Annotated in this window: 23 protein-coding genes; 12 read left to right on the top strand and 11 right to left on the bottom strand. The window is 57.8% G+C overall.

Translation table 11 applies throughout. The features are described 5' to 3' along the window. Window positions 1-57: 57 nt before the first annotated feature. On the bottom strand, window positions 58-324 hold the full coding sequence (locus VN622_09940; GenBank protein HWR36177.1) for a histidine kinase dimerization/phospho-acceptor domain-containing protein: 267 nt from the start codon (window positions 322-324) through the stop codon (window positions 58-60). A 414-nt stretch (window positions 325-738) separates the two neighbouring features. On the opposite strand from VN622_09940, the gene VN622_09935 reads away from it, so the two are divergent. Then, window positions 739-1,851 carry a sensor domain-containing diguanylate cyclase gene (locus tag VN622_09935; GenBank protein HWR36176.1) on the top strand — a complete coding sequence of 371 codons (1,113 nt, stop codon included), beginning with the start codon at window positions 739-741 and terminating at the stop codon, window positions 1,849-1,851. 61 nt (window positions 1,852-1,912) lie between these two features. Here the strand turns inward: VN622_09935 and aroE are convergent, their stop codons facing one another. Beyond that, window positions 1,913-3,544: a shikimate dehydrogenase gene (gene aroE / locus VN622_09930; GenBank protein HWR36175.1), complete on the bottom strand. Its 1,632-nt coding sequence runs from the start codon at window positions 3,542-3,544 to the stop codon at window positions 1,913-1,915. A 347-nt stretch (window positions 3,545-3,891) separates the two neighbouring features. Here aroE and VN622_09925 point away from each other — a divergent pair, with 347 nt between their 5' ends. Then, on the top strand, window positions 3,892-4,806 hold the full coding sequence (locus VN622_09925; GenBank protein ID HWR36174.1) for a hypothetical protein: 915 nt from the start codon (window positions 3,892-3,894) through the stop codon (window positions 4,804-4,806). A gap of 211 nt (window positions 4,807-5,017) precedes the next feature. On the opposite strand, the gene VN622_09920 is transcribed toward VN622_09925, so the two are convergent. Together VN622_09920 and VN622_09915 are read right to left on the bottom strand one after the other, a co-directional pair. Further along, a complete protein-coding gene (locus VN622_09920) occupies window positions 5,018-6,826 on the bottom strand; it encodes a phosphoenolpyruvate carboxykinase (GTP) (protein HWR36173.1) in 1,809 nt (602 codons plus the stop codon). A 201-nt stretch (window positions 6,827-7,027) separates the two neighbouring features. Continuing rightward, entirely contained in the window at window positions 7,028-7,381 is a 354-nt protein-coding gene (locus VN622_09915; protein ID HWR36172.1) for a hypothetical protein, read from the bottom strand. 339 nt (window positions 7,382-7,720) lie between these two features. Here VN622_09915 and pgeF point away from each other — a divergent pair, with 339 nt between their 5' ends. Then, window positions 7,721-8,674, top strand: coding sequence for a peptidoglycan editing factor PgeF (gene pgeF / locus VN622_09910; protein HWR36171.1), 954 nt, complete (start codon window positions 7,721-7,723; stop codon window positions 8,672-8,674). 206 nt (window positions 8,675-8,880) lie between these two features. Here the strand turns inward: pgeF and VN622_09905 are convergent, their stop codons facing one another. The 6 genes from VN622_09905 to trpE all read right to left on the bottom strand — a co-directional run bounded on the left by VN622_09905 (window position 8,881) and on the right by trpE (window position 13,995). Beyond that, window positions 8,881-9,228, bottom strand: coding sequence for an HU family DNA-binding protein (locus VN622_09905; GenBank protein HWR36170.1), 348 nt, complete (start codon window positions 9,226-9,228; stop codon window positions 8,881-8,883). Window positions 9,229-9,459: 231 nt separating this feature from the next. Next, window positions 9,460-10,371 (bottom strand): signal peptide peptidase SppA, encoded by a 912-nt coding sequence (gene sppA, locus VN622_09900; GenBank protein ID HWR36169.1) that lies wholly within the window; start codon window positions 10,369-10,371, stop codon window positions 9,460-9,462. A 45-nt stretch (window positions 10,372-10,416) separates the two neighbouring features. Next, a complete protein-coding gene (locus tag VN622_09895) occupies window positions 10,417-11,352 on the bottom strand; it encodes a hypothetical protein (protein HWR36168.1) in 936 nt (311 codons plus the stop codon). A gap of 131 nt (window positions 11,353-11,483) precedes the next feature. After that, on the bottom strand, window positions 11,484-11,828 hold the full coding sequence (locus VN622_09890) for a PilZ domain-containing protein (protein ID HWR36167.1): 345 nt from the start codon (window positions 11,826-11,828) through the stop codon (window positions 11,484-11,486). A gap of 101 nt (window positions 11,829-11,929) precedes the next feature. Next, window positions 11,930-12,505, bottom strand: coding sequence for an aminodeoxychorismate/anthranilate synthase component II (locus VN622_09885; GenBank protein ID HWR36166.1), 576 nt, complete (start codon window positions 12,503-12,505; stop codon window positions 11,930-11,932). Next, window positions 12,502-13,995 carry an anthranilate synthase component I gene (trpE, locus tag VN622_09880; GenBank protein HWR36165.1) on the bottom strand — a complete coding sequence of 498 codons (1,494 nt, stop codon included), beginning with the start codon at window positions 13,993-13,995 and terminating at the stop codon, window positions 12,502-12,504. The genes VN622_09885 and trpE overlap by 4 nt, the downstream gene beginning before the upstream one ends. 499 nt (window positions 13,996-14,494) lie before the next feature. Between trpE and VN622_09875 the strand changes: the two genes are divergently transcribed. The 4 genes from VN622_09875 (at window position 14,495) to amrA (ending at window position 18,718) form a co-directional block, all read left to right on the top strand. Beyond that, window positions 14,495-15,337 (top strand): MBL fold metallo-hydrolase, encoded by an 843-nt coding sequence (locus VN622_09875; GenBank protein ID HWR36164.1) that lies wholly within the window; start codon window positions 14,495-14,497, stop codon window positions 15,335-15,337. Window positions 15,338-15,680: 343 nt separating this feature from the next. Then, window positions 15,681-16,943: a Glu/Leu/Phe/Val dehydrogenase gene (locus VN622_09870; GenBank protein HWR36163.1), complete on the top strand. Its 1,263-nt coding sequence runs from the start codon at window positions 15,681-15,683 to the stop codon at window positions 16,941-16,943. A gap of 571 nt (window positions 16,944-17,514) precedes the next feature. Continuing rightward, window positions 17,515-18,165, top strand: coding sequence for a CDP-diacylglycerol--glycerol-3-phosphate 3-phosphatidyltransferase (gene pgsA, locus VN622_09865; protein ID HWR36162.1), 651 nt, complete (start codon window positions 17,515-17,517; stop codon window positions 18,163-18,165). Then, window positions 18,149-18,718 carry an AmmeMemoRadiSam system protein A gene (gene amrA, locus VN622_09860; GenBank protein HWR36161.1) on the top strand — a complete coding sequence of 190 codons (570 nt, stop codon included), beginning with the start codon at window positions 18,149-18,151 and terminating at the stop codon, window positions 18,716-18,718. Before pgsA ends, amrA begins: the two co-directional genes overlap by 17 nt. Before the next feature lie 62 nt (window positions 18,719-18,780). Here the strand turns inward: amrA and VN622_09855 are convergent, their stop codons facing one another. Beyond that, window positions 18,781-19,023, bottom strand: coding sequence for a hypothetical protein (locus VN622_09855; GenBank protein ID HWR36160.1), 243 nt, complete (start codon window positions 19,021-19,023; stop codon window positions 18,781-18,783). A 407-nt stretch (window positions 19,024-19,430) separates the two neighbouring features. On the opposite strand from VN622_09855, the gene VN622_09850 reads away from it, so the two are divergent. The 5 genes from VN622_09850 (at window position 19,431) to tyrS (ending at window position 23,071) form a co-directional block, all read left to right on the top strand. Beyond that, on the top strand, window positions 19,431-20,039 hold the full coding sequence (locus VN622_09850) for a hypothetical protein (protein HWR36159.1): 609 nt from the start codon (window positions 19,431-19,433) through the stop codon (window positions 20,037-20,039). Between the two features lie 182 nt (window positions 20,040-20,221). After that, entirely contained in the window at window positions 20,222-20,848 is a 627-nt protein-coding gene (gene purN, locus VN622_09845) for a phosphoribosylglycinamide formyltransferase (protein ID HWR36158.1), read from the top strand. Between the two features lie 36 nt (window positions 20,849-20,884). Continuing rightward, window positions 20,885-21,319: a dUTP diphosphatase gene (gene dut / locus VN622_09840; GenBank protein HWR36157.1), complete on the top strand. Its 435-nt coding sequence runs from the start codon at window positions 20,885-20,887 to the stop codon at window positions 21,317-21,319. Window positions 21,320-21,373: 54 nt separating this feature from the next. Then, complete coding sequence (locus VN622_09835) at window positions 21,374-21,751, top strand: cupin domain-containing protein (GenBank protein HWR36156.1); 378 nt, start codon at window positions 21,374-21,376, stop codon at window positions 21,749-21,751. Between the two features lie 72 nt (window positions 21,752-21,823). Next, on the top strand, window positions 21,824-23,071 hold the full coding sequence (tyrS, locus tag VN622_09830) for a tyrosine--tRNA ligase (GenBank protein ID HWR36155.1): 1,248 nt from the start codon (window positions 21,824-21,826) through the stop codon (window positions 23,069-23,071). The last annotated feature ends 23 nt before the right edge of the window (window positions 23,072-23,094 follow it).

Here is a 23,094-nt window from a genome sequence, read left to right as displayed (position 1 = left end):
GTATTCGCTGCTCTACAGATTGGCATCATCTTGAGGGGAGACTACTTAGGGGGAGGGCTACGCTGCTGCTACTCGTTTTGCTTTCGTACTTGCCGCTTGCGCCTGCATGTCAGCCGAGCCCTGCGCCTTCCTTGCTGCTGGATGGAAGCTGCGGGCATTCCGCAAGGCGCTGGCGATGATAACCACTTCCGAGTCCGCTAGTTCCAAGTATCGCCGCACTTCTAGATCGGCTGTGCGGCTCGCGGCCAGGTAGATCGCGTTCCGAATAGCGGCCAGAGGGCTATTGATCTGGTGACTAAGTTCGGCAATCAAATCGTCATGCACCGGGAACCTCCATTCTTTATCTTCTTGCAATAGCAATATCTACTCCGCCGTATCTACTCCGGCGAGAGTAGCTGCACGACCTGTTCCAAAATGGGCAAGTTCCGTAGGGCGCTGATTCTACTAGGCTCGAGTTACCTGATATCGAGTCCGGCGGAACTAAAGTGTGAATCTGCATTCCCTCTTCGACGCCCGGTTTTCACAATTCGGGAACTCGTACGTTTGCAATGGGTAACTCTGCTACGGGCCTCGCTGGGAATCCGTGAGTTGTTTGGCTGATTGGGAGTCGCTAAAGGAAAGAGGAGTTGCACAGTAAAGCGCCGCATGGAAAGTATCGATACTGGAGATTGGCAGACTTCGTGCTGCCATGTACGGCTGAGCTAGGAGTGTGTACGTACGCTGGTACGAGCCCATCGAATGTCCTTAGATTACACAGCGGCTGACTCTTGTCCTCCTGAAAAGTTTGTAGTCGAGGTTTTTTCGGAGTTGGGCGAAGAGACGGTTGCACGACGCTGGCGGGAGGTGAACGTCTTGCTGCGCCTGAGCATGTTGGCCGGTTTGCAGATGCAAATCGATGCCACCCTGAACATGCTCTGCGACTTTGCATCCGAGATCGCCAGCTTCCGTCGTGGCATGGTTTACTTCTGGGACGAAGACCAGCAGCAGATGCATTTGCGTGTGACTCGTGGCATGGAAGATCCCGATCTGGAAACGTACACGAGGGGGAACATTCTGAATTTCTGGGCGGCAAAATACGGCCGTCCGCTGCTGGTGACCACCGGGTGCAACGTGCAGGCGGACGCTTTGCTCGCAGGCCTGAACTGCAAGGCCGCACTGGTGGTGCCGCTGCTCGTAAGCAACAAGGTGATGGGCTCGCTGCAACTCTACAGTGCCGATCCGGACAGCTTTACCCAGGAAGACGCACAGTTGCTCTGGATTCTGACGCTGGTCGCCGAAAACCTGCTGACGCGAGACTTCGGCAACGAAGGGCTGATCCGCTTCGCATTCACAGACTACCTGACGGGGCTAAAAACTCGCGGATACTTCGAACAACAACTGGAGTTGGAGATCAAGCGCGCCGAGCGTAAAAAAACGCTCCTGTCGCTGCTGATGATCGACATCGATTTTTTCAAGACGTTCAACGACACTTACGGCCACCACGTGGGCGACCAGGTGCTGCGCGACGTGGCTTCGATGCTGATGAAGGACATGCGCGAAATTGATACGGCGGCCCGCTATGGTGGCGAGGAATTCGTAATCATTCTGCCGGAAACCAGCGGCCCAGGCGCTCTGCTTGTGGCACAACGATTACGCCGTGCGATCGAGCAGGCAAAATTCTTTGCTGGTTCGCCAAGCGAGATCGAACACGTGACCGTCAGCATAGGAATCGCTTGTTTCGACCGTGACGCGCAGTTCAAGCGCGACCTGATAGAGTTCGCCGACGTTGCACTCTATGAAGCAAAATCTCGCGGGCGGAATCGCGTAGTGCTCTACTCAGAGATCGCCGCAAAGCGAAAAGAAGTCTCCTGAGAGCACAAATCAAAATAGAGCGTTATCCGAGCGCCGAAAAGCTGCGCTGCGCTCGCTAATTCTACTTCTTGCGTTGAACAGTTTTGTTGGCCGTGCGGGCGACGGCTTTGGTCGCGGCTTTCGCTGCGGGTTTTCCGTTCGTCTTCTCTTCGGAGGCTGCTCGGTCCTCTAAGGCACGGCTGACGACGTAGCGCATCTCGTCCTTGGGTGAAGGCTTGCCGGTCCATATCTCGAATTGTCGTGCGCCCTGGTTCGCGAACATTTCGATTCCACCTATAACATGCAGGCCTTGTGCGCGCGCCATCTTCATGAGGCGCGTCTCCGCCGGGTTGTAGACGAGATCGAAAACATATTTGGCGCGGATTTCCTTCTCATCGAGCGGCGACTGCTTGTTGGCGCCCATGCCGAGCGGAGTGGCGTTGATGATGATGTCGAAGCTGAGCTTTTTGATATCTGCGCGTTTAACGGTCTTCGCGTGCGCCTGGCGTGCAAGTTTCTGTGCGTTGGCCGCGGTGCGGTTCAGAATGAAGACTTCGGCATTGCGGCTGCGCAGGGCGAATACCGCCGCACGTGCGGCTCCGCCAGCGCCGATGACCAGCACGCGAGCGCCGCTGAGCGCGATGCGCTGCTCGAGCGGACTGATGATTCCGGCGACATCGGTGTTGAAGCCGTAGATCTTGCCGTCCTGCGATCGTACGACCGTGTTGCAGGCGCCAACCTTCTGCGTGAGCGGGTCGCTGTTATCGAGATGCTCAACGATGGCCTGCTTGTAAGGCATGGTGATGCTGAGGCCATGGATGGGAATGTCGCGCACGCAGCGGAGCAGGTCATCGAGGCTTTTGGCGTGTAGCGAGAGATAGACGGCGTTCACGTTCTCGCGCCGGAAGGCCGCATTCATCATGACGGGCGAGAGGGATTGCGAGACGGGGTCGCCGGCCACGCCGTATACGCGAGTGGCGGCATCGACCTGCTCGATGCGGTAGGTGTCGCGCAGTTCGCGCGCGGTGATCTGTCCGGGGGCAGTCTCTTCGCCTGCACTGGCGGCGACGAACGTGAACGCGCTACCTGCGCGGAGACCGAGCACGCGACTGATAATGCCTTGCTCGCCCATGCAGAGGCCGATGAGAGAGTGGCGATCGCCGTTCTGCTGCAGGAACTTCATCATCAACACGTTGTCGTAAAGACTCGTGGCGGTGGTGACGACCTTGAAGAAGTCGGCGGGGAACTGCTTCATCCGGTCAAAGGTCTCGTCAATCTTGCGCGTGGCCCGGAAATCGTGATGGGACAGGATGAGCGAGGCGCGAGAACGCAGCTTCTCGATTTCGGCAGGCTTCAGGGCTGCGGCGGTTTCGAGTTCCACGTCGACCATCTGGCAGCCAGCTGCAGCGGCTTTCGTTAGGATCTCGAGCTGGGCGGCGACGGAGCCGCGGAACTTGCCACCATTCACCGCACGGCGGCAGGTCGCGATGGCTATGGCGTCGGGACGGTACTCGAACAGACGCCGCAAGCGCTGGTAAGCGGTCGCAGGATTCTTGAGATAGTCGAGCCGAAACTCGATCAGCGGATTGTCGCGGACCAGCGATTCGGCCTTCTCGACCATCTCGTTAATGTCGGATCCGGTAACGGCTACGCAGACTCTCGGCAGCCGTATTGGCAGCAATCGCCTGGCGTAAGTTGTCGGGGAGTCATTCATTTTCTCGCGTCGTGATGGTACAGATGCACCAAAAGAGATGCAACCCCTCAGTTGCATGGGCGGCAGAAAACTTGCGATAGCGTACCTTGACGGTTAATACGGCGTCCTGAGGTAACCTTGCTTCTCGGGGTTCCCTTTGCTACGGTTTCGGCTGGCAAGGTGCGCGAATCTTAGCGTACGGTGCAAGTGCCCGTCTTAGTGCAGGATAGGAGCTGCTGAGTTCAAGGATAACACTTAGGATTCGAACGGCAGCTTGGGCGCTGGTAAGTTATCAAGAGAGCTGTGAGCCAAAGAACTGGGGACGCAGTTCCGGTCAAGCGCAGAGCGGGCCGGCATCCGGAGGAGTTATGAAGAAATTGGCTTCTATGCTGTTGATTCTGTGTGCGAGCGCGCTGGCGCAAGACGCGGCGCCCGCGGCAGACGCGCAACAGGCAACCCCGCCGCAGATGTTCAGCAGCAACATCGCCGAACGTGCGGCGGCACCAAGCTACTCGGATATTCAGTGTGCCGGGTTTGTGACGCGCGAAGAATTCCCGAAAGCCAATCACATCGTCGCCGGCTACCAGGCTCCTCATGCCGCACGCTTCTCCGAGCGCGAATTGATTTACCTGGAGGGCTCCGGATATTCGGTTGGAACCCAATACAGAGTGATCCGAAAGCAGCGCGACCCGAACCAGTACGAAATCTTTCCGGGTCAGAACAAGTTGCTGCGCCGGTCGGGCGATCTGTTCGCCGACTTAGGGCGCGTGCGCGTCATACGCTTGGAAGAAAGCATCGCAGTGGCGATGGTGGAATTCAGTTGCGAACCGATGGTTGCTGGCGACACCGTGATTCCATTCGTCGATAGACCGAACGTGGTGTTCGCCAAACGTCCGTCATTCGAACATTTCATGCCGTCCAGTGGGTCGACTGGCCGGGTTCTAATGGGACGCGGGTTCGACCAGTTTCTCGGAGTCACGCAGAAGCTCTACATCAACATTGGGTCTGATCAAGGCTTGAAGCCCGGAGACTACGTGCGGATTTCTCGAAACTACGATCCGAAGAAAATGCCTCCGTCGGATGCCGTCTCGCTGGACGCTCCGGCGCGCGAGGACACACAGACCGATGCGATTAAAATCGGCAAACGCGAGTTGCGCAAATTGCCGTATCGTGGCGTCGGAGAAGCTATGGTGCTCAACACGACGGCCGATACGGCCACCGTCATGGTGACCTCGGCGCTCGAAGACATCAATCCGGGCGATGTGGTGGAAGCGGCCAAGTAGCACGATCCGGCCAAAGTTCACAGCTTGCTGAAATGGTAGATTTTGTGAAGGGGCACGCCTTCAGGTGTGCCGTAAGTCGCACGGAAGGAAAGGCGGCTTTCAGCCGCTGAGGGTCAAAGTCTTTTACTAAAGTGAAACGGCGCAGCCATTAAGCTGCGCCGTTCTGGCGTCTGAAGTCTAACGTCCGAAGTCTAACGTCTGCCGTCCGCTCTTACTTCTTCGCTGCCTTCAGCCTTTGTTCGAGCTTATCAACTTCCTGCGTCATGCCTGCTGGAAGATGCTTTCCGAACTTTGCGAAGTGCTCGCGTATGAGCGGAATTTCCGCCAACCACCCGTCCACGTCCACGTCGAGCAACCGGGTGATCTGGGCCGTTGAAACATCCAAGCCGGTCAGGTCCAGCGCTTCCGGTGACGGCAGGTTGCCAATGGGAGTTTCCACGGCCTTGCCCGTACCGCTGCAGCGCTCGAAGACCCACTTCAACACGCGACTGTTCTCGCCGTAACCCGGCCAGATGAACTTGCCGTTCTCGTCCTGACGGAACCAGTTGACGTAGTAGATCTTCGGCAACTTCGCGCCAGCCTTCTGACCGATCTCCAAATAGTGGCCGAAGTAGTCGCCCATGTTGTAGCCGCAGAAGGGCAGCATCGCCATCGGATCGCGTCGCAACTGACCAACTTTGCCCGCGGCGGCAGCGGTTGTTTCGCTGCTCACGGTCGCGCCAAGGAATGTGCCGTGCTGCCAATCGAATGCTTCCGTGACCAGCGGCACCACGCCTGCGCGACGTCCGCCAAACAGGATTGCATCGATCGGAACGCCTTTTGGATCTTCCCATTCGGGCGCGATCACCGGACACTGGCGCGCGGGAGTCGTGAAGCGCGCATTTGGGTGTGCCGATTTTCGTCCGCTCTCCGGGGTCCACGGACGGCGCAGCCAGTCCGTCAAGTGCGCCGGCTTCTCGTCGGCCATCCCTTCCCACCACACGTCGCCTTCCGGCGTAAGCGCGCAGTTGGTGAAGATCGAATTCTTTGCCGCCGTCAGCATCGCGTTGGCGTTGGACTTCATGCTCGTGCCCGGCGCGACGCCGAAGAAGCCCGCTTCCGGATTGATTGCGTATAACCGTCCATCGGCCCCGAACTTCATCCAGCAGATGTCGTCGCCAACCGTCTCGACCTTCCAGCCGGGGATCGTCGGAATCAACATCGCCAAGTTCGTCTTGCCGCACGCGGACGGGAATGCGCCCGTGATGTACTTCACCTCTCCTTTCGGATTGGTGAGTTTCAAAATCAGCATGTGCTCGGCAAGCCAGCCCTCATCGCGCGCCTGCACAGAGGCTATGCGCAGCGCATGACACTTCTTGCCCAGCAGGGCGTTGCCGCCGTAACCGGAACCGAATGACCAGATCTCCCGCGTCTCAGGGAAGTGGCAGATGTACTTGTCGCTCGTATTGTTCGGCCATGGATTGTCGGCTTCCGTCGGCTGCAACGGTGCGCCCACCGAGTGCAGGCCTTTAACAAATTCGCCATCCCTGCCCAGCACGTCCAGAACTCTCGTTCCCACGCGCGCCATGATGTGCATGTTAGCGACGACATAGGGAGAGTCGGTCAGTTCCACGCCGATGTTTGCGATGGGCGAGCCGATGGGACCCATTGAGTACGGAATGACGTAGAGAGTGCGGCCGGACATCGCGCCGGTGAAGAGCTTTGAAAGCACGCCCTTCATCTCCGCCGGATCTCTCCAGTTATTTGTCGGGCCTGCGTCCTCCTGCTTCAGTGAGCAGATATACGTGCGGTCCTCAACGCGAGCCACGTCGGCCGGCGTGGAACGCACAAAGATGCTGTTTGGCCGCAGCTCTGGGTTCATCGGAATAGCCGTACCGGCGTGAATCATGAGCCGCAGCATTTCCTGGTATTCCGCAGGGGAACCGTCACACCAGTGAATCTGGTTTGGAGTACACATCTGTGCGACTTCTGCGACCCACGCGGCCAGCTTCTGATGCTGGATCGCTTCGTTTCGTACCATTGCCTCGCTTACTTCAGTAAGGCTGGACATAGTTGCCTCTCTTAAGATTGCTCGAAGGAAAAATATAAATGTTGGGACTCCAGCCGCCTTTTTCGGCGATCGGCGCCCTTCAGAACATTTCGCGACAACATACTATCAACTCAGCGCAGAGCCCATCATTCGTTATGGGAGTACGCCGGATGTGATGCAAGAAGCCAGACTTTACTTTCCCACCGCTGCGTGGTTTCTGACTACCGCGTTGAGGTGCTCGAGAGTTTCCTGAACCGAAAGCGTGTACATCTCGCGCCCGTCCTCTTCGCCCGATTCAATCGCCGTCTTTAGATAGCGTCCGGCGATTTGGACTGCAAGCGGGTCCGTGATCACCTTGCCGGTCTGCCGGTTGTACTCAACCCAGGCGGGATGCGGAAGCGCTATCCACACGGGACGATCTCCCACCAGGAACTTCACATCCACGGCATCAGCGTGGCGTGTGGCTATGGCCATCATCAAGGCTTGATAAGTGCAGCGCAGTTCTTTACCAGTCCAGCGGTCGGTTACTCGGAAGTCGTCAAACATGCACTGAAACTATAGTCGAGGCTCGCAGGGAGGGCAAATAAAGTAGTGAGTAGCGGAAGCCAGTTGCCAGTAGCCGGTTGCTAGTTGGCAGTAGCTAGTTGCCGTTGTCACACGCGGGTGATCGGTTGCGGGTTGGATTCTCGGGCCTCCGTGTCAAATTGCCGGATATGAATTCATGTACTCCGCTGCTGCCCACTGGCCGCTGGCAACCGGCAACTGCTTTGCAGTTACAATCGAAACGTGGGCCGAATCGAATCAAAAAGCCGTCGCAAACAGAAGCAACAAGCTCGCCGCAGTCGTGCGGCCTCCGAGCTCGACAAGAGCTTCGCCGAGGCCGGCATGGCTATGCCAAGCGTTAAACCTGCTGGCCCTTATGCCATCAAAAAGCAGCGCGCCAAGCGCGACGCCGAACAGGCCCGCCCCGAACCGAAGGCAGCTACGAAACTGAACATCCTGAAAGCCGCCAAGCTGGAACGCCTCAAGTGGCTCATGCACGGCTTCAGCACTCGACAGGGCGGCGTGACGGAAGAGTACGGCGGCACGGCGCTGAACCTCGGCATCACGCGCGAGGATACCCACGCTAACGTCGCCAGCAATCGCCAACGCTTCATGCGCGCGCTTGGAGCGGTTGAAAAGAACGGGACGCCGTGGCCGCTGGTGAACATGAAGCAGGTTCACTCCGCCATTATTCATCGTGTCACCGGCCGCGAGATGCACTCGGTCACCGGCGATGGCCTCATCACCGACATCCCCGGCATACTGCTCTCCGTCAAAACAGCCGACTGCCTGCCCATCGTCATCGTCGACCCGGTACGTCGCGCCATCGGAGTCTTCCATGCAGGCTGGCGCGGTACCGTGCAACGCATTGTTGAAAAAGGGGTGGGCGAGATGCGCAAGCACTTCGGCTCCGACCCAGCCGACATGCTCGCTGCTATAGGCCCGGGCATCGGCTCATGCTGCTACGAGGTGGGCGACGAGGTGCAGACCGAGTTCGAGACTCAGTTCGCTTATGCCACGGAACTCTTCGAGCAGGTCTTCGACTCCAACTCGCTGCACATCAAGTATCCGCTGCTTTTCATGAACCAGCGCGCTCCCGGACACGGCGCTCCTGCAATGAAGACGCACCTCAATCTCGCCAAGGCCAATCTTTACCAGTTGCGCGACGCTGGCGTTCCTGAGAAGAACGTCGAAATGCTCGGCCTCTGTACCGCCTGCCGAACGGACATCTTCTTCTCGCACCGCATCGAGTACGCAACCGGAAGGATGATGGCAGCCGTAGGGATCAGGAGCTAGGTCAGACACCGGGCATCGGAATTCCGACTTCAGATTTCGGACTTCGGACATCGGACGTTTTGCAAGCAGAGTACAAAGACCGGTCGTTCGCTTTCTTCTAGTGGTCAGGAGATGACGCTTTTAATTGCCAGAAAGCAAAAGCCGCAAGCAGTAGCTTGCGGCTTGACGTATGACTGAACGCTAAACCAGGTGCGTTTGGGAGTCCCTTAGGCGTTTCCCTCGCCCGGAGTTGGTTCTGGCGTGCTCTCGATCGCAGCGGCTGCGGCGGGTTGCTGGGAGGCGGTGTTTACCATATCTTTCAATTCCTTGCTGGGCTTGAAGAAAGGAATCTTCTTGGCAGGAACTTCGACGCGAGCGCCGGTTTTCGGATTGCGTCCGACGCGCGGCTGCCGCTGACGCGTACGGAAGCTGCCGAAACCACGAATTTCGATCTTGTCGCCCGCACGGAGCGATCGCACGACGCTGTCGAAGATTGTTTCTACGATCACTTCGCTGTCTTTGCGCGTAAGCTCAACAAGCCGGGAGACTTCTTCGATCAAATCCGCTTTCGTCATGAGCAGCTTCTCCGAAAATGTATGTACCGTCGCCGATTCCTGCGAACTCAGCTTCCTACCATCTCAAATTCCTTAAGCTCTTGGCAAGACTGAGTTTAGCAACATTATCAGAATTCATCTCACATTTAAACCGAGTGAGTCCAGCGAGAGCGGTTTTACCGGCAGCAGGGTGTGCGCACGACGCTGACGCCGGAAACTCTGAATCGGCCGAGACGATTCCATTCACATTCATCACTTCCACAAATAGTAGAAGCCGATGTTTGTCTGCATAAGCTTGGCGCGGTCCGGGATGTAGTCCGAGATGTCGCCAAAGAGAATATCGGCCAGCGTTTTCTTCTCTTTCGTCGGGCGAACCAGCGTGGGTTCGCCCCTGATGCCGACCGCCTTCGCCGTATCCTTCACCGCCCCCTGGAAATCCGAAATCTCATCCACAAGCTTCAGCGGAAGCGCCTGTTGCCCGGTCCACACCTTTCCATCGGCGATTGACTTCACGTCCTCATCCTTCATCCCGCGCCCCTGCGCAACAGAGTGGATGAATTGCTCGTGCATGTTGTCCACGAGGCTCTGCATGTAGGCACGCTCGGAGGGCGTCATGTCCCGCGTCGGCGAACCGGTGTCCTTGAACTCTCCGGCTTTCAAGGTCACTTCTTTCAGCTTGGCCCACTTCATCAGGTCTGCGTAGTTGTACCACTCCGCAATCACGCCGATAGAGCCAACGATGGAGGCGTCGTTGGCGTAAATTTTGTTCGTTGCTGAAGCCACGTAGTAGCCGCCGCTGGCGCCAACGGTCTCAATGGAGGCAACGATTCGCTTCTTCTTCTCGTCGCGAATCCTCTTGACCTCGCGGTAAATTTCTTCCGAAGCCGCCGCGCCGCCTCCGGGCGTGTTGACGTGCACCACAATGGCTTTAATGGAGTCATCGTCGGCAAACTTCTTCAGATGCTTGACCGTCTCTTTCGGCGAGAGGATTACGCCTTCGAGGTCAACGACGCCGATCTTATCGCCAAACGCAGCGAACTCGCTCTTCGAGTCCGAGCGCATGCTGAAGTACACCAGCGTGAAAATTGCCAGTAGGAAGAGAAAGAAGGCGCCGCCGCCAACCAGCACCCAAAGCAGTACTCGCGAGCGAGTTTGTTCCGCCATGCGCTGGAGTTTAGCACCGCGCAGCGAAACAGCCGAGTACGGTGATCACCCTTTGAAGATTCTGCCGAAGAAGGAGCCGACTTTTTTGAAGAATCCGCCCGAGGTCGCCTTCTTTTTTGGAGCCGTGGCCACGGCGCGCGGTGGAGTCTTCTCGACGGCAGCGGGCGGAAGAACGGTTGGTTGCAGTTGCAGAGCGATGTCGCCTGTTCCGCGAGTCTTCAAATTGGCGACGCCGTAGGAAGGGTCCTCCGTAGCCGCTTCCGCGTTGAACACAAACGGAGCGTCCACCTCGACGTGGAGTTGAGGTTCGGCCGCCGCAACCTGTACGGGTGGCGGCGTCAAATTGTTGGCCGAAACGTTTGGCTTGGGATTGGCAGCACTCTGCACCGGCACGGGGGGAGGCGCTGGGCAGCCGCACGAACCCGTCGTCCCGCGTGTCGCTCCACTCACCTGCCCGTCACGAAAGACCACATCGTCACCCGGTTTCACCTGGTAGGTTCCGTCGCCCATCACCTCGGAGACGATCACAGCGGCCGTGCTTCCCGGCAGGCTGCGGATGCACATGTCACCCTTCTCGTTGGCCGCAACGGCGAAATGGAATGCGCCCGGCCCGATCAATTGCATGCGGAAGTCCGGCGTCACCAGGCCGTCAAGCGTTTCGCCCAAGTCGTAATGTGTTTCCATGCTGCCCGTGTTCAGACTTAACATCAACTTACTGCCGTTGACGGAAGCCGCAATCGCGACGCTTGTTCCCGGACAGATTCTTATCTCGCCACCGCGCGCCAATCGCAGCACCGCCGTGCTTACACCTGCAGCCACCTGCGACCCGCTCAGCACCTGCGTTCCGCCTGAAACCACCATCACCGAACCAGTCACCGCGGCATCGGAGGCGAACACATTGCCGACGACGCTCTGACCCATCAGGGCCGAAGGCGCGGAGCACAGCGCGGCGAGTATCAGGGCGTTACATCCGTATTTCATCGGAAGGCTTATTCAAACACATCTGCGCTGCCGTTGCGCGTAACTCGTAATGGGCGCGAGCTGCCCGGCAAATAGAAAAGGCACGGCGGACCGTGCCGGAAAGCTCGTGAATGGCCTTGCAGTGTTGGCTGTTAAACGGCGGCAGCTCCGTATTGCTCACTGACAAACTCGTATTTGTCGATCTCTGCCGCGGTAGCGATTTTGCCGCCAGGCAGCGGAGACTCCACACGCACTACCTTGCCTCTACAACGCACCCTGATCGCTTCCGTCATTGTGATCTCCGGTGGCAGCGTCAGCGTGAACTCAATCTGAGAACCAGTGTCGAGCCTGGAATCCATATAGAAACAGATTCCGCGAGAACTTACGTCGCGTGTTTGCGCATTCGTCTCAGGGCGCCCCTGGGCGTACCGCACGGTCACAGGGAGCTTCAGCGGAAATCGCCTTGTAGCCCTCTGCTCCGATGGGAATGCGGGCATAATGCCTCCACAAGAATCAAAACAGGATGATATGAACAATCGAGAGTGTCAAGCTTCTTGGCAACAGTTTCCGAATTTACCAGCCGCTTTAGCCAGATAATTTAGAGTTTGAGGAAGTTGCGGATCAGGGTTTTGCCATCGCCCGTCAGCACGCTTTCGGGGTGAAATTGCACGCCCTCAACCGCGAATCTCCGATGCCGCAGCCCCATGATGATCTGCGTCCCATCGGCCTCACGCGTGCGCGCGCTCACCTCGAGATCCGCCGGCAGGTTCTCCTCGGCAACAATCAGCGAGTGGTAGCGCGTCGCGGTCATCGGCGAAGCTACGCCGTTGAAAATCGTTCGTCCATCGTGCTCAACTGCACTGGTCTTTCCATGCATCAAGTTCGCGGCCCGAATCACGCGAGCACCAAAAGCCGCGCCTATTGCCTGATGTCCCAGGCAAACTCCCAGCAATGGCACCTTTCCCGCAAAGTGCTGAATAAGCGGGATACTGATGCCTGCCTCCTTTGGCGTACACGGCCCCGGCGAAACCAGTATGCGATCCGGCCGCAGATCTTCAATCTGCTCAAGCGTGACCTGATCGTTGCGCCGCACCACCACCTCACCACCCAACTCACCCAGATACTGCACCAGGTTGTAGGTGAACGAATCGTAATTATCGAGAACGAAGATCATAGGGAACCACTGCCCTTTGCCGCTTCCGCCGCCCTCATCAGCGCCGACGCCTTGTTCACGCATTCATCGAACTCATTTGCCGGGACCGAATCCGCTACGACGCCGGCGCCTGCCTGCACGTACGCGTGCCCTTTGTTTACAACCATCGTCCGGATCGCAATGCATGAATCGAAGTTCCCGGCGAAATCCGCATACACTACCGAACCGCCGTACACTCCGCGCCGTACCGGTTCCAGTTCTTCAATGATTTCCATCGCTCGCACCTTGGGCGCGCCGCTCAGCGTACCTGCCGGGAAGCACGATGCAAAAGCATCCAGAGCGTCGAGACCATCACGGAGACGCCCTTCCACGGACGAGACAAGGTGCATCACGTGCGAGTAGCGCTCTACGCGCATGAGGTCCGTCACTCGCACCGAGCCGTATGCACTTACACGGCCCACGTCATTGCGTCCCAGGTCCACCAGCATTACGTGTTCGGATTTTTCTTTTTCGTCGGCGCGGAGTTCCTGCTCCAGCCGGACATCTTCTTCTACGGTCGCGCCGCGCGCACGCGTTCCCGCGATGGGCGAATATTCCAGCTTGCGCCCGGTCACACGTACCAGCATTTCCGGCGAGGAGCCCAGTACCTCAAGTTCACCCATTCGCAGAAAGTACAAATACGGCGACGGATTCAGCGTGCGTAGCGCTCGATACATTTCAAACGGCGCGGCAGGCGCCTGGAAGTCAAAACGCTGCGACAGCACAACCTGGAAAATATCGCCCGCGGCGATGTACTCCTTGGCCTTGCGTACCGCAGACATGTAGTCGTCGCGCCCGGTCGCGGCATGAACCTTGAGCTTTGCAGCTTTCTTCGCCTTGATGTCGCCGAATGTCATCGGCTGGGTTTGCAATCCCTTTGCGAGCTTGCGCTCCAATTCATCCAGTCCGGCGACTGCGCGGTCATACGCCTTGCGCGGAGACTCAATCCTGACATCGGCTGCGGCCATCAGGTAGAGCTGGTGCCGCACGTGATCAAAGGCCAGCACGCGGTCGAAGAACATCAGCACGCAGTCTGGCGTCTTCAGATCGGCGCTCGACTGTTCCGGCAGCTTCTCGATCTGGCGCACTACGTCGTACGCCACATATCCCACCGCACCTGCTGTGAACGGAGGCAGTCCTTCGATCTGCGCAGGCTCGTGCTGCGCCAGCAGTTCTCGCAATACGGGCAGCACGGGCCCGGTGCGGTGTTCGCGCGCTAGCCCGCGGCGGATTTCAATCTCTTCGCCGCGAGCAATCACAATCATGTACGGCCGCGCTCCCAGAAACGTGTACCGTCCAACGCGCTCGCCTCCCTCGACCGACTCCAGCAGAAACGCATAGGGCTCGTTGGCGGCCATGCTAAGGAACGCGGATACGGGAGTGAGCAGGTCGGCGTTGAGCGTTCTCGCCACAGGGATCAGCGTTGCTCCATCGCGCGCGATTTGCAGAAATGACTTATAGCCGGGCGTCATGGAATGTACTCATCTCCTGTGGATTCGCTTCGTCTCGTACTCTGCTTGGAAATCAATTATACGGGCGCTCGCGCATCGCTAACTCCATCAGGGGCATGCGGTGCTTGCCGTTGACCTGGGCCTGGCGAACGTCTTCGAGCTTCAGCGAAGAGCGGAGTCGTCCTGAGCGAAGCAAGGGATCTGCTCTCTGCGCGTGCGCCATTTGGAAAATGCCGCAATACTTCCGTAACCCCTCTCGCCACACGAACCCTTCTTAGTAATGGCGCATCTGCGAGGCCTTCAGGCAGAATCGTCGAACCACGATTAACGCAGCTGTACGCAGACTGGTTGGCGGCCGGACCGGACGGGCGTATACTCTGCGGAAATTACGCCATCCCTTTTTGTGAGCTACGACCTTTGTCAGTGCGGCACGAGTGTGGCGTCGGCATGAAGTCGAGACCCGTGGAAAGAGCTACCATGCACACGTCGATTCATGACGATGTGCGCGAGATGAGGGCGCATGCAAGTTAAGTTCTGGGGCGTGCGGGGATCTACCCCGACACCACAGATGGAAAACATGCGATATGGGGGGAACACCTCCTGCGTAGAAGTGCGCATCAACGGCCACATCTATGTTTTCGACTGTGGCACCGGCTTCCGCAATCTCGGCAAGCAACTGAGCCGTGAACACGCAGGAAAGCCTGTCTACGCCCATGTGTTCATCTCCCATTTCCACTGGGATCACATACAGGGCATCCCGTTCTTCTCGCCGCTTTATGACAGCCCGGATAATTATCTGTTCTTCCACTCATCCAGCCGCACGCGTGGATTGCAGCGCGCTATCGAAGAGCAGATGGCCGATCCTTACTTTCCGGTCGATATGGCCGAGATGGCCGCACATCGCAACTTCTACGACATTGAGGAAGACCGCATCGCATTCGACGACTGCGTCGTGCAATCCATGTGGCTCAACCACCCGCAGGGCTGCCTCGGCTACCGCGTGGAAACCGATCAGGGCATTTTCGTTTACGCCACGGACAACGAACCGGGGCATCCGCTCTTCGATCGCAACGTGCGCAAACTGGCAGAAGGCGCTGACCTGCTCGTCTACGACGCGCAATACTTGCCTGACGAATACACGGCCAAGAAGCGCGGTTGGGGACACAGCCACTGGCGCGAAGCCGTAAACATCATCATGGAAAGTGGCGCAAAGGAATTAGTGCTCTTCCATCACGACCCCGACCACTCGGACGAATGCATCGATTCCATCGTGAAATCCGCGCGTGACCACTATCCCAAAGTGCGCGCCGCCAGCGAAGGCATGGAAATCGAAGTCCTTACATCGAAGTCCGCGAGCGTGTAAGCAGGCTCCGGTTCGCGCCCAACCGGTTCTCTTGCGCAGATGGCTGGCCGACTCCTGTCAACCCTGATGCCTGCCATGCTTGCGCCAATCGGGAACGGGATATACTGTGACGGTTTGTGTCCGCCCAGTTTGTGTCTGCCCCTTGCATCGGGGTGCCCTGACTTCAATCGCGCTTCCGTTGCTCGGCTCCTTTCGGACGGACTGTACCCCGGCACAACTGCGCCGGCCAGGCCTGTGGGGGCCAAACAGCGATAAGCGAATCTTGCAGCCACCCTGTTTCAGCGAGGGTGTTTTGGCCTGATCGTAGGCCCGCATGGCCGTAGCAACTATTTCGGAGACAGTAATGACAGCCGCTCTTCAGACGGAAAGTAATCCTTGGGAATCGCAAGCAGCGCGTTTTGATTTTGCCGCGCAGAAGCTCAACCTGGACGAAGGCATCTGGAAGATCCTGAGCCAGTCAGCCCGCGAAATTACCGTTCACATCCCCGTGCAGATGGATAACGGCCAACTGGAAGTCTTCACCGGCTATCGCGTTCAGCACTCCATCGCACGTGGTCCCTCCAAGGGCGGCGTCCGCTACTCCCCAGATGTCAATCTCGACGAAGTTCGCGCGCTGGCCGCTTGGATGACCTGGAAATGCGCAGTCGTCAATATCCCGTTCGGCGGCGCAAAAGGCGGCGTGATCTGCGATCCGAAGAAGATGTCCATCGGCGAGTTGGAACGCATGACACGCCGTTACACCGCCGAGCTCATTGAGTTCATCGGCCCCGAAAAGGACGTTCCCGCACCCGACGTGAACACCAACGAACAGGTGATGGCGTGGATGATGGACACCTACTCCATGCACATGCGTCAGACCGTGACGGCCGTGGTCACCGGCAAGCCGGTCAATATCGGCGGCTCGCGTGGTCGTCGTGAAGCCACCGGTCGCGGCGTCATGATCGTCGCAAACGAGGCACTCAAGAAACTCGGCAAGCAACCGGAAGATACCCGCGTTATCGTGCAAGGCTTCGGCAACGTCGGCTCCAACGCCGCCAACCTCATGTATGAACGGGGCTACAATATTATCGGTATCGCCGAATGGGATGGCGGGCTTTATAACTCCAACGGCATCGACATTGATGCCCTGGTTGAGTACCGCCAGCGCAACGGCGTGATCCACGGATTCCCCGGCGCCGAGAAGGCGGATACCGCCGAGTTAATCCTTGCCGACTGCGACATCCTGGTGCCTGCTGCCACAGAGAACGTCATCACCTCGCAGAATGCAGCCAAGATCAAAGCGAAGATATTGGTCGAGGGCGCCAACGGTCCAACCACCTCCGCTGCCGATGACATTCTCCAGGACAACGGAGTCTTCGTCATTCCAGACATCCTGGCCAACGCCGGTGGCGTGACAACCTCCTACTTCGAGTGGGTGCAGGATCGCCAGGGCTACTTTTGGAAGGAATCGGTCGTAAACGAGCAGCTGGAACACATCATGGTCGCGTCCTTCGAGGATGTGATCCGCTATGCTGACACGCATAACGTCAACAATCGTATTGCCGCCTACATGCTGGCCATTGATCGCGTGGCCTACACCATTCGCCAGCGCGGCATCTACGCCTAGTCGGTTCGTAGCGCTAAATCGTTTGGGCGGCCCTCAAAGGCCGCCCTGAATTACGCGTTCTTGGGTGGGACCATCGTTCGCTGAACTTACGCTACCTTCCGAAAATCCGAGAACTGTTCGATAGCCTGGGTATTCTGTTCCGTTTGGACAGACACCTGCTCGAACCGAACCTTGTCCCCGCACGTGTGGCACCTGGGGAATACCCCACCCGCATTCAACTTTGCCCTATGCGATATGCAATGCGCGTAGTGATGCACCCAGTACACAGCTGTAATTTTTACCCGGTCGCCTGGGCGTGAAGCAGAGCGAAACATACTATTTACTCTCTAGTTACCTTTAGACGGTTTCGCTATTGCCGACGTTGCACCATGTCTGCCATCCGCTTACAAACGCAGCCATTTCTGGTGCGCGGCCAAGCGAGCCAATCCATGCCGGAAAAGCGCAAGCAAGTGGAAGGACGTTGATTTTGGGGCGAAGCTGGGCGCATAATCACTCATCCGTGTCACGTAAATCAGTGTCACGCTAGAGAGCTTGCCGCTTCCACGGCTTGCCATTGCCCGAGTTGGCTTCGTTGAACCTGCCAAACTACATCACGATGGCGCGCATATTCTGTGTGCCGGTTCTGATCTGGGTTCTTTCCAGCAACGTCTTCAATCCGAACAATGGCGAAAAGGAACTGGTAGCCTCCGCCGTCTTCATCCTCGCATCCATAACGGACGGAGTTGACGGATACATCGCACGCCGGCGCGGTCAGGTCACAACCCTTGGAATGTTGCTGGACCCCCTGGCTGACAAGCTCCTGATTGCCGCAGCTTTCATCACCTTGGTTCAGTTCACGCCCACGCTGGTCCCTGCCTGGATTGCTGTCGTCATTATTGGCCGCGAATTCCTGGTGAGCGGCCTCCGTGCAATCGCCGCGCAGGAAGGCTTCACCATTCAGGCCAGCGATCTTGGCAAGTTCAAGATGGTCGTGCAGATCGTCTCTGTTGTAGCCGTCATCCTCGCCCATCGCTGGGTTTATTGGGACTTCAAGGTCTTACTGTTCCCGGTCGAGATCATCGCGCGCACAGCGGTATGGTTCATGGTCGCACTTTCACTGGTTTCGGCCATCGACTACTTCGCCGCTTTCTGGTCAAAGATAGATCGCCAAGCCGCCAAGAGCCGCAAGCGTCGCGTCTTTGTACTCAATCGCCGACGGAAAAACGATGTGCCTGCCGTCTGACTTTCTCCAGCAATCTGCGCCGGAGTACTCAGCCGAAGAGCGCTTTCAACTCCTCACAATCGCGCGTCAGACAATTGATGCCGCTTTGCATAACAAGGAACTCACGCTGCTCGCGCCCAGCGAGCACCTGGCTGAGAATCGTGCCGCTTTCACCACCCTGCATTTGGAAGGGCATCTGCGCGGCTGTGTCGGCTATGTCGTGCCTGAGCACCCTCTGTACCGCACCGTCGCCGAGACGGCCTTCGCCGCAGCGTTCTATGACCGTCGCTTCGTTCCGGTTGGAGTCGAAGAGGCCTCGCGGCTTGCACTTCAGATAAGCGTGCTCTCGCCCGTACAGCCAATTTCGCCTGAAGATGTCGAAGTTGGGCAGCACGGCCTGATCGTCAGCGTGGGGCAGCAACGTGGTTTACTGCTGCCGCAGGTCCCCATCGAGCAGGGATGGGATAGGCTCACTTTCCTGGAACAGACGTGCCGAAAGGCCGGCCTCTCCCCTGACGCCTGGCGAAACGGCGCCAAACTAGAAGCATTCACCGCCGAAGTTTTCTCGGAATAGTTCTGAGCCTTCCGAGCGTCGTTGCGGGTCGCTGGTTCGCCAGGCAGAAGCGTCGTCGTGTGCTAGATTGCCTTTTCCTTTTGCAGGTCTACGATCGCATCTTCCACCGCTTTCCCATACGTCGACAACGTTTGGGCCCTTGCCAGCGCAACTTTCTGCTCCTCGGCTGTCATAGCGCGGATTGCTTCCTTAATCTGTGTCAAGGGCACGCGTGGATTGTGTATCTCGACCCATATCAGGTACGCCCGTCCTGAGAGGATCAGAGCCATGGGATCAATTGCGTAATACGCATTTTCGGTCATCACGGTATGCTCCCTTCTTCGATCGTCGGCCTGGAGTGAATCCAGGGTTCTGCATGTAAGTACGATTTATGGCAGAGCTGGCCGGGTTGGCCCGCAATTGAGGAATTCACGTTAATTGCAGAATGGCAGGTAGCCAACGTGTCATCACGAATCCATTAACGGGGCGACGTGATGCCTGAATCTCTGCGCGCCTTTGGTGACTTTCAGCTATCGACGAGGTTTGTCGCACTTCGCCGTGAATGCACTCCAGGCACCGGGGCCGGGGGTAATGCAGCCGTGCCACACGCGTGATTTGGCTAGTGTGTGGCCAGAAGAACTGAAGTTGAGTCTTACCCAGATCACAAATCCAAGTGCTTTGAAACGGCTCCGGTCGTTCGGTTGAGCATCACAATACACTTGGGAGGAAAACCATGAGATCAAGAAGTTCGCTCGTACTCGTTTTGCTGTGCCTTCTGTCCTATGCCGCTTACGCGCAAAGCACGCGTAACCTGCCGGAAGGGACCGAAATCAAAGTCCGTACGGATACGGCCATTCCAGCGAAACCCCAGTCTGGAAGCGCCTACACCGGCAGCATCAGCAATGACGTGCTCGACAGGTCTGGAGCGGTTGCGATCCCACGTGGCGCACGTGCGCAGTTAGTAGCCGCCCCCACCAATGACGGCAAAGACACGGTGCTCGATCTTCGTTCTGTGACCATGGACGGTCGCAGATATCTCGTCACAACAGCCTCATCGCAGCAATCGTCATCATCCGGCGGCCTCGGCATGAATAAGCAAACCGGCAAGTACGTCGGAGGCGGTGCGGCGATTGGAGCTGTTCTAGGTGCTCTGCTGGGCGGCGGCAAAGGGGCAGCGATTGGAGCGCTGGTTGGCGGAGCAGGTGGCGCCGGCGCACAGGTCTTCCGGGGCAAAAAGAAGGAACTGCCTCCAGAAACGGAACTCAGCTTTAAACTCGCTCAAGACCTTCAGCTTCGTCCGGCGAGCAAGCGTTCAACTGCTGGATTACAACAAAGGCGCTAGCGTTAAAGCCGTGTTTGTCTCAGCTTGCGCCGATTAACAGGTTGTTTCGGTCTAACCGGAACAACCTGTTGACCCGACACCACTGCAATCGACGACGGTGAATCGCCTTTAACTATCCACTAACCACTCGCCGCTCATTTCTGCTTTACTGACATCTGGCAACTGGCCATCGGCACCTGCCCTTGAAGAATCTCGGCATCCTCATTTCTGGACGCGGCTCCAACTTCGAAGCCATCGCTTCGAATATCGACGCCGGACTGCTGCCTGGAGCGCGCATTTCCGTCGTCATCTCGAATCGTGCCGACGCGCCTGGTATTGAAAGCGCCCGGCGTCGCGGCCTTAACGCCATCGTCATCCCCAGCAAGGGCCGTCAGCGCGAAGACCACGACCGAGAAGTCGCGAGCGCGTTGCAGGAAAACTCCGCAGACTTGATCGTCCTGGCCGGATACATGCGCCTGCTCTCGCCTTGGTTCATTCAGCAATTCCCGAACAGGATTCTCAACGTTCATCCCTCGCTGCTTCCCGCCTTCCCCGGCATGGACGCACAGAAGCAGGCGTTCGAGTACGGAGTCAAAGTGACGGGCTGCACCGTACACTTTGTGGACGAGCACCTCGACCACGGCGCCATCATCGTGCAACGCACCGTTCCTGTACTCCCCGGCGATGACGAGCACACGCTCGCCGCGCGCATCCTCGAACAAGAGCACCAGGCGTACACGGAGGGAATAGGCATCATCGTCGACGGCAACTATGAGATTGTTGGCCGTCGGGTCATCGCCAAAACCTCCGGCACAGCTTCGGGCGCGTAATCCGGTGCATATTCTGACGGCTGTTAAACTGCCGCCATGCTCCGTGTGAAATTGCTGCGTCCTGAAGCTAAAGCTCCAACCATCGCTCATCCCGGCGAAGACCTTGGTTATGATCTGTTTTCGGCAGAGACTCTGACCATTCCTGCCGGTGGACACGCCATCGTCCCTACGGGCATATCCATTGAAGTCACCGCATCGGATGGAACGCCCATGGGTGCACTCGTGCGCGACAAATCCTCAATGGCCGCGCGGCGCATCATAACCACTGCCGGCGTCATCGACTCGGGTTACCGTGGAGAAATCAAGATCGTGATGGAGAATCTCGGCAATGCGCCGGCGGAGATTCACGCGGGCGATAAGCTTGCGAATCTAATCCCCTATCCTGTTCTTACAGGGCAGGTACAAATTGTCGAGGAACTCGGCGTTTCGAGCCGGGGAGTTGGGGGATTCGGCTCATCCGGCAGGCGGTGAGATCGGCGTGATGACTGGCGTGCCCCATTTCTGAGCGCGCGAAGGGCAAGGCGAATGAATGCGGAACGCTGGGATGAAGCTCGAGAAGGTCGGCTGAGCGAAGCTGCGTTGCGCCGCAAAATCGAAGCCCTCGGGTACATCGTTTCGCGCTACGTGTTTCCCCGCAGGACACGCTTCGAAACGCACACACATGAGGTAGAGAGGATCGACGCAGTGCTGAGCGGCCGGTTGCGAGTAAGTTTCGGCGCACGGTCTTTCATCCTCGCGCCGGGAGACTATATTTGCGTACCTGCCGGCGCCGAGCACGAAGCAGAAGTCATTGGGGAAGAGAACGTAATTTTATTTGACGCCATCAAGGTTTCCTCACAAACGTTCCAACCGCGGCAAGAAACCGTTCTGACAAGAATTCGCAGCCGCTTGCGAATCCCGTAACGCACTTCTGTTCGGAAGCCGTCGCCGTCTTCGCCTGCCATAATCCGCTTCATCTCCTATAATCGAATTGCAATGTCTCACTTCAAACCGGTCGAAGAACAACTCGCTTACCTGCGCAAGGGCTCCGTGGAGATCATCCGAGAGAGCGACCTGCGCGAACGCCTGGAGCAGAGCAGTAAAAGCGGCAAGCCGATGCGCGTTAAAGCCGGCTTTGACCCCACGGCACCCGACCTCCATCTCGGTCACACCGTGCTCATCCGCAAGCTCAAGCACTTCCAGGATATGGGCCACATCGTCGTCTTCCTCATAGGCGACGGCACCGGACTGATCGGCGATCCCACGGGACGAAATAGCACGCGCCCACCGCTCTCCCGCGAGCAACTGCAAGTCAACGCCGAGACCTACAAGGTGCAGGTTTTCAAAATTCTCGACCCGCAGAAGACAGAGGTTCGCTACAACAGCGAATGGCTGCACGCGCTCGGCTTTGAGGGCATGATCCGCCTCGCCGCCAAGTACACTGTCTCGCAACTGCTCGAGCGCGAAGACTTCCATAAGCGCTTCATGGAAGAAAAACCCATCTCCGTACACGAACTGCTCTATCCGCTCGCGCAGGGATACGACTCCGTCATGCTCAACGCCGACGTGGAACTCGGCGGCACCGACCAGAAGTTCAACCTGCTCGTCGGACGCGAACTGCAACGTCACTACGGCCAGCCCTCGCAGATCGTGCTGACTATGCCGCTGCTCGAAGGCACCGACGGCGTGCAGAAGATGTCGAAGTCGTACGGCAACTACGTCGGCATTACCGAGACTCCGGTCGAGATGTTCGGAAAGCTCATGTCGATTTCCGACGACCTGATGTGGCGCTACTACGAGCTACTGACGGACTTGACGATGGCCGAAATCGAGAGTCTGAAGCAGCAGGTCGCCGCTGGCCAACTCCACCCCATGCGTGCCAAAAAGGATCTGGCAAAGCGCATCATCGCCGATTTCCATTCCCCGCAACTGGCGCAGGATGCCGAAGACAACTGGAGCAAGCAGTTCCAGAAAGCTGAAGTGCCGTCGAATCTGGAAGAGGTGCGTATTGCATCCGCCGACCTCGCGCCGCGACCCGAAGGCGATCACCACTCCTTCAAGCTCGACAAGTTGCTCGCGAAAGCTGGATTCGCCGATTCAACCTCCGACGCGCAGCGCAAGATCAGAGCTGGTTCGGTGAAGATCGATGGCGCGGTCTCGAAGGAGTTGTTCGTCAACTTGAGCGTTCCTTCGGAACTTGTCATTCGCGTTGGCCGGATGATGAAGCGCGTGGTGCTCGCTTAGCGTTCCAGAAAAGCTCGGCGGCG

This window comes from Clostridia bacterium (assembly GCA_035561135.1).
Classification (GTDB): domain Bacteria; phylum Acidobacteriota; class Terriglobia; order Terriglobales; family Acidobacteriaceae; genus DATMYA01.
Note: the sequence above shows the minus strand (reverse complement) of the source record. Positions and strands in the feature narration are given on the sequence as shown.

What these genes read in the sequence shown, in the direction of transcription:
- VN622_09935 (HWR36176.1), top strand. Translation starts at nt 739, where the DNA reads ATGTCCTTAGATTACACAGCGGCTGACTCTTGTCCTCCTGAAAAGTTT.
- aroE (HWR36175.1), bottom strand. Translation starts at nt 3,544, where the DNA reads ATGAATGACTCCCCGACAACTTACGCCAGGCGATTGCTGCCAATACGG.
- VN622_09925 (HWR36174.1), top strand. Translation starts at nt 3,892, where the DNA reads ATGAAGAAATTGGCTTCTATGCTGTTGATTCTGTGTGCGAGCGCGCTG.
- VN622_09920 (HWR36173.1), bottom strand. Translation starts at nt 6,826, where the DNA reads ATGGTACGAAACGAAGCGATCCAGCATCAGAAGCTGGCCGCGTGGGTC.
- VN622_09915 (HWR36172.1), bottom strand. Translation starts at nt 7,381, where the DNA reads ATGTTTGACGACTTCCGAGTAACCGACCGCTGGACTGGTAAAGAACTG.
- pgeF (HWR36171.1), top strand. Translation starts at nt 7,721, where the DNA reads ATGGCTATGCCAAGCGTTAAACCTGCTGGCCCTTATGCCATCAAAAAG.
- VN622_09905 (HWR36170.1), bottom strand. Translation starts at nt 9,228, where the DNA reads ATGACGAAAGCGGATTTGATCGAAGAAGTCTCCCGGCTTGTTGAGCTT.
- sppA (HWR36169.1), bottom strand. Translation starts at nt 10,371, where the DNA reads ATGGCGGAACAAACTCGCTCGCGAGTACTGCTTTGGGTGCTGGTTGGC.
- VN622_09895 (HWR36168.1), bottom strand. Translation starts at nt 11,352, where the DNA reads ATGAAATACGGATGTAACGCCCTGATACTCGCCGCGCTGTGCTCCGCG.
- VN622_09890 (HWR36167.1), bottom strand. Translation starts at nt 11,828, where the DNA reads ATGCCCGCATTCCCATCGGAGCAGAGGGCTACAAGGCGATTTCCGCTG.
- VN622_09885 (HWR36166.1), bottom strand. Translation starts at nt 12,505, where the DNA reads ATGATCTTCGTTCTCGATAATTACGATTCGTTCACCTACAACCTGGTG.
- trpE (HWR36165.1), bottom strand. Translation starts at nt 13,995, where the DNA reads ATGACGCCCGGCTATAAGTCATTTCTGCAAATCGCGCGCGATGGAGCA.
- VN622_09875 (HWR36164.1), top strand. Translation starts at nt 14,495, where the DNA reads ATGCAAGTTAAGTTCTGGGGCGTGCGGGGATCTACCCCGACACCACAG.
- VN622_09870 (HWR36163.1), top strand. Translation starts at nt 15,681, where the DNA reads ATGACAGCCGCTCTTCAGACGGAAAGTAATCCTTGGGAATCGCAAGCA.
- amrA (HWR36161.1), top strand. Translation starts at nt 18,149, where the DNA reads ATGTGCCTGCCGTCTGACTTTCTCCAGCAATCTGCGCCGGAGTACTCA.
- VN622_09850 (HWR36159.1), top strand. Translation starts at nt 19,431, where the DNA reads ATGAGATCAAGAAGTTCGCTCGTACTCGTTTTGCTGTGCCTTCTGTCC.
- dut (HWR36157.1), top strand. Translation starts at nt 20,885, where the DNA reads ATGCTCCGTGTGAAATTGCTGCGTCCTGAAGCTAAAGCTCCAACCATC.
- VN622_09835 (HWR36156.1), top strand. Translation starts at nt 21,374, where the DNA reads ATGAATGCGGAACGCTGGGATGAAGCTCGAGAAGGTCGGCTGAGCGAA.
- tyrS (HWR36155.1), top strand. Translation starts at nt 21,824, where the DNA reads ATGTCTCACTTCAAACCGGTCGAAGAACAACTCGCTTACCTGCGCAAG.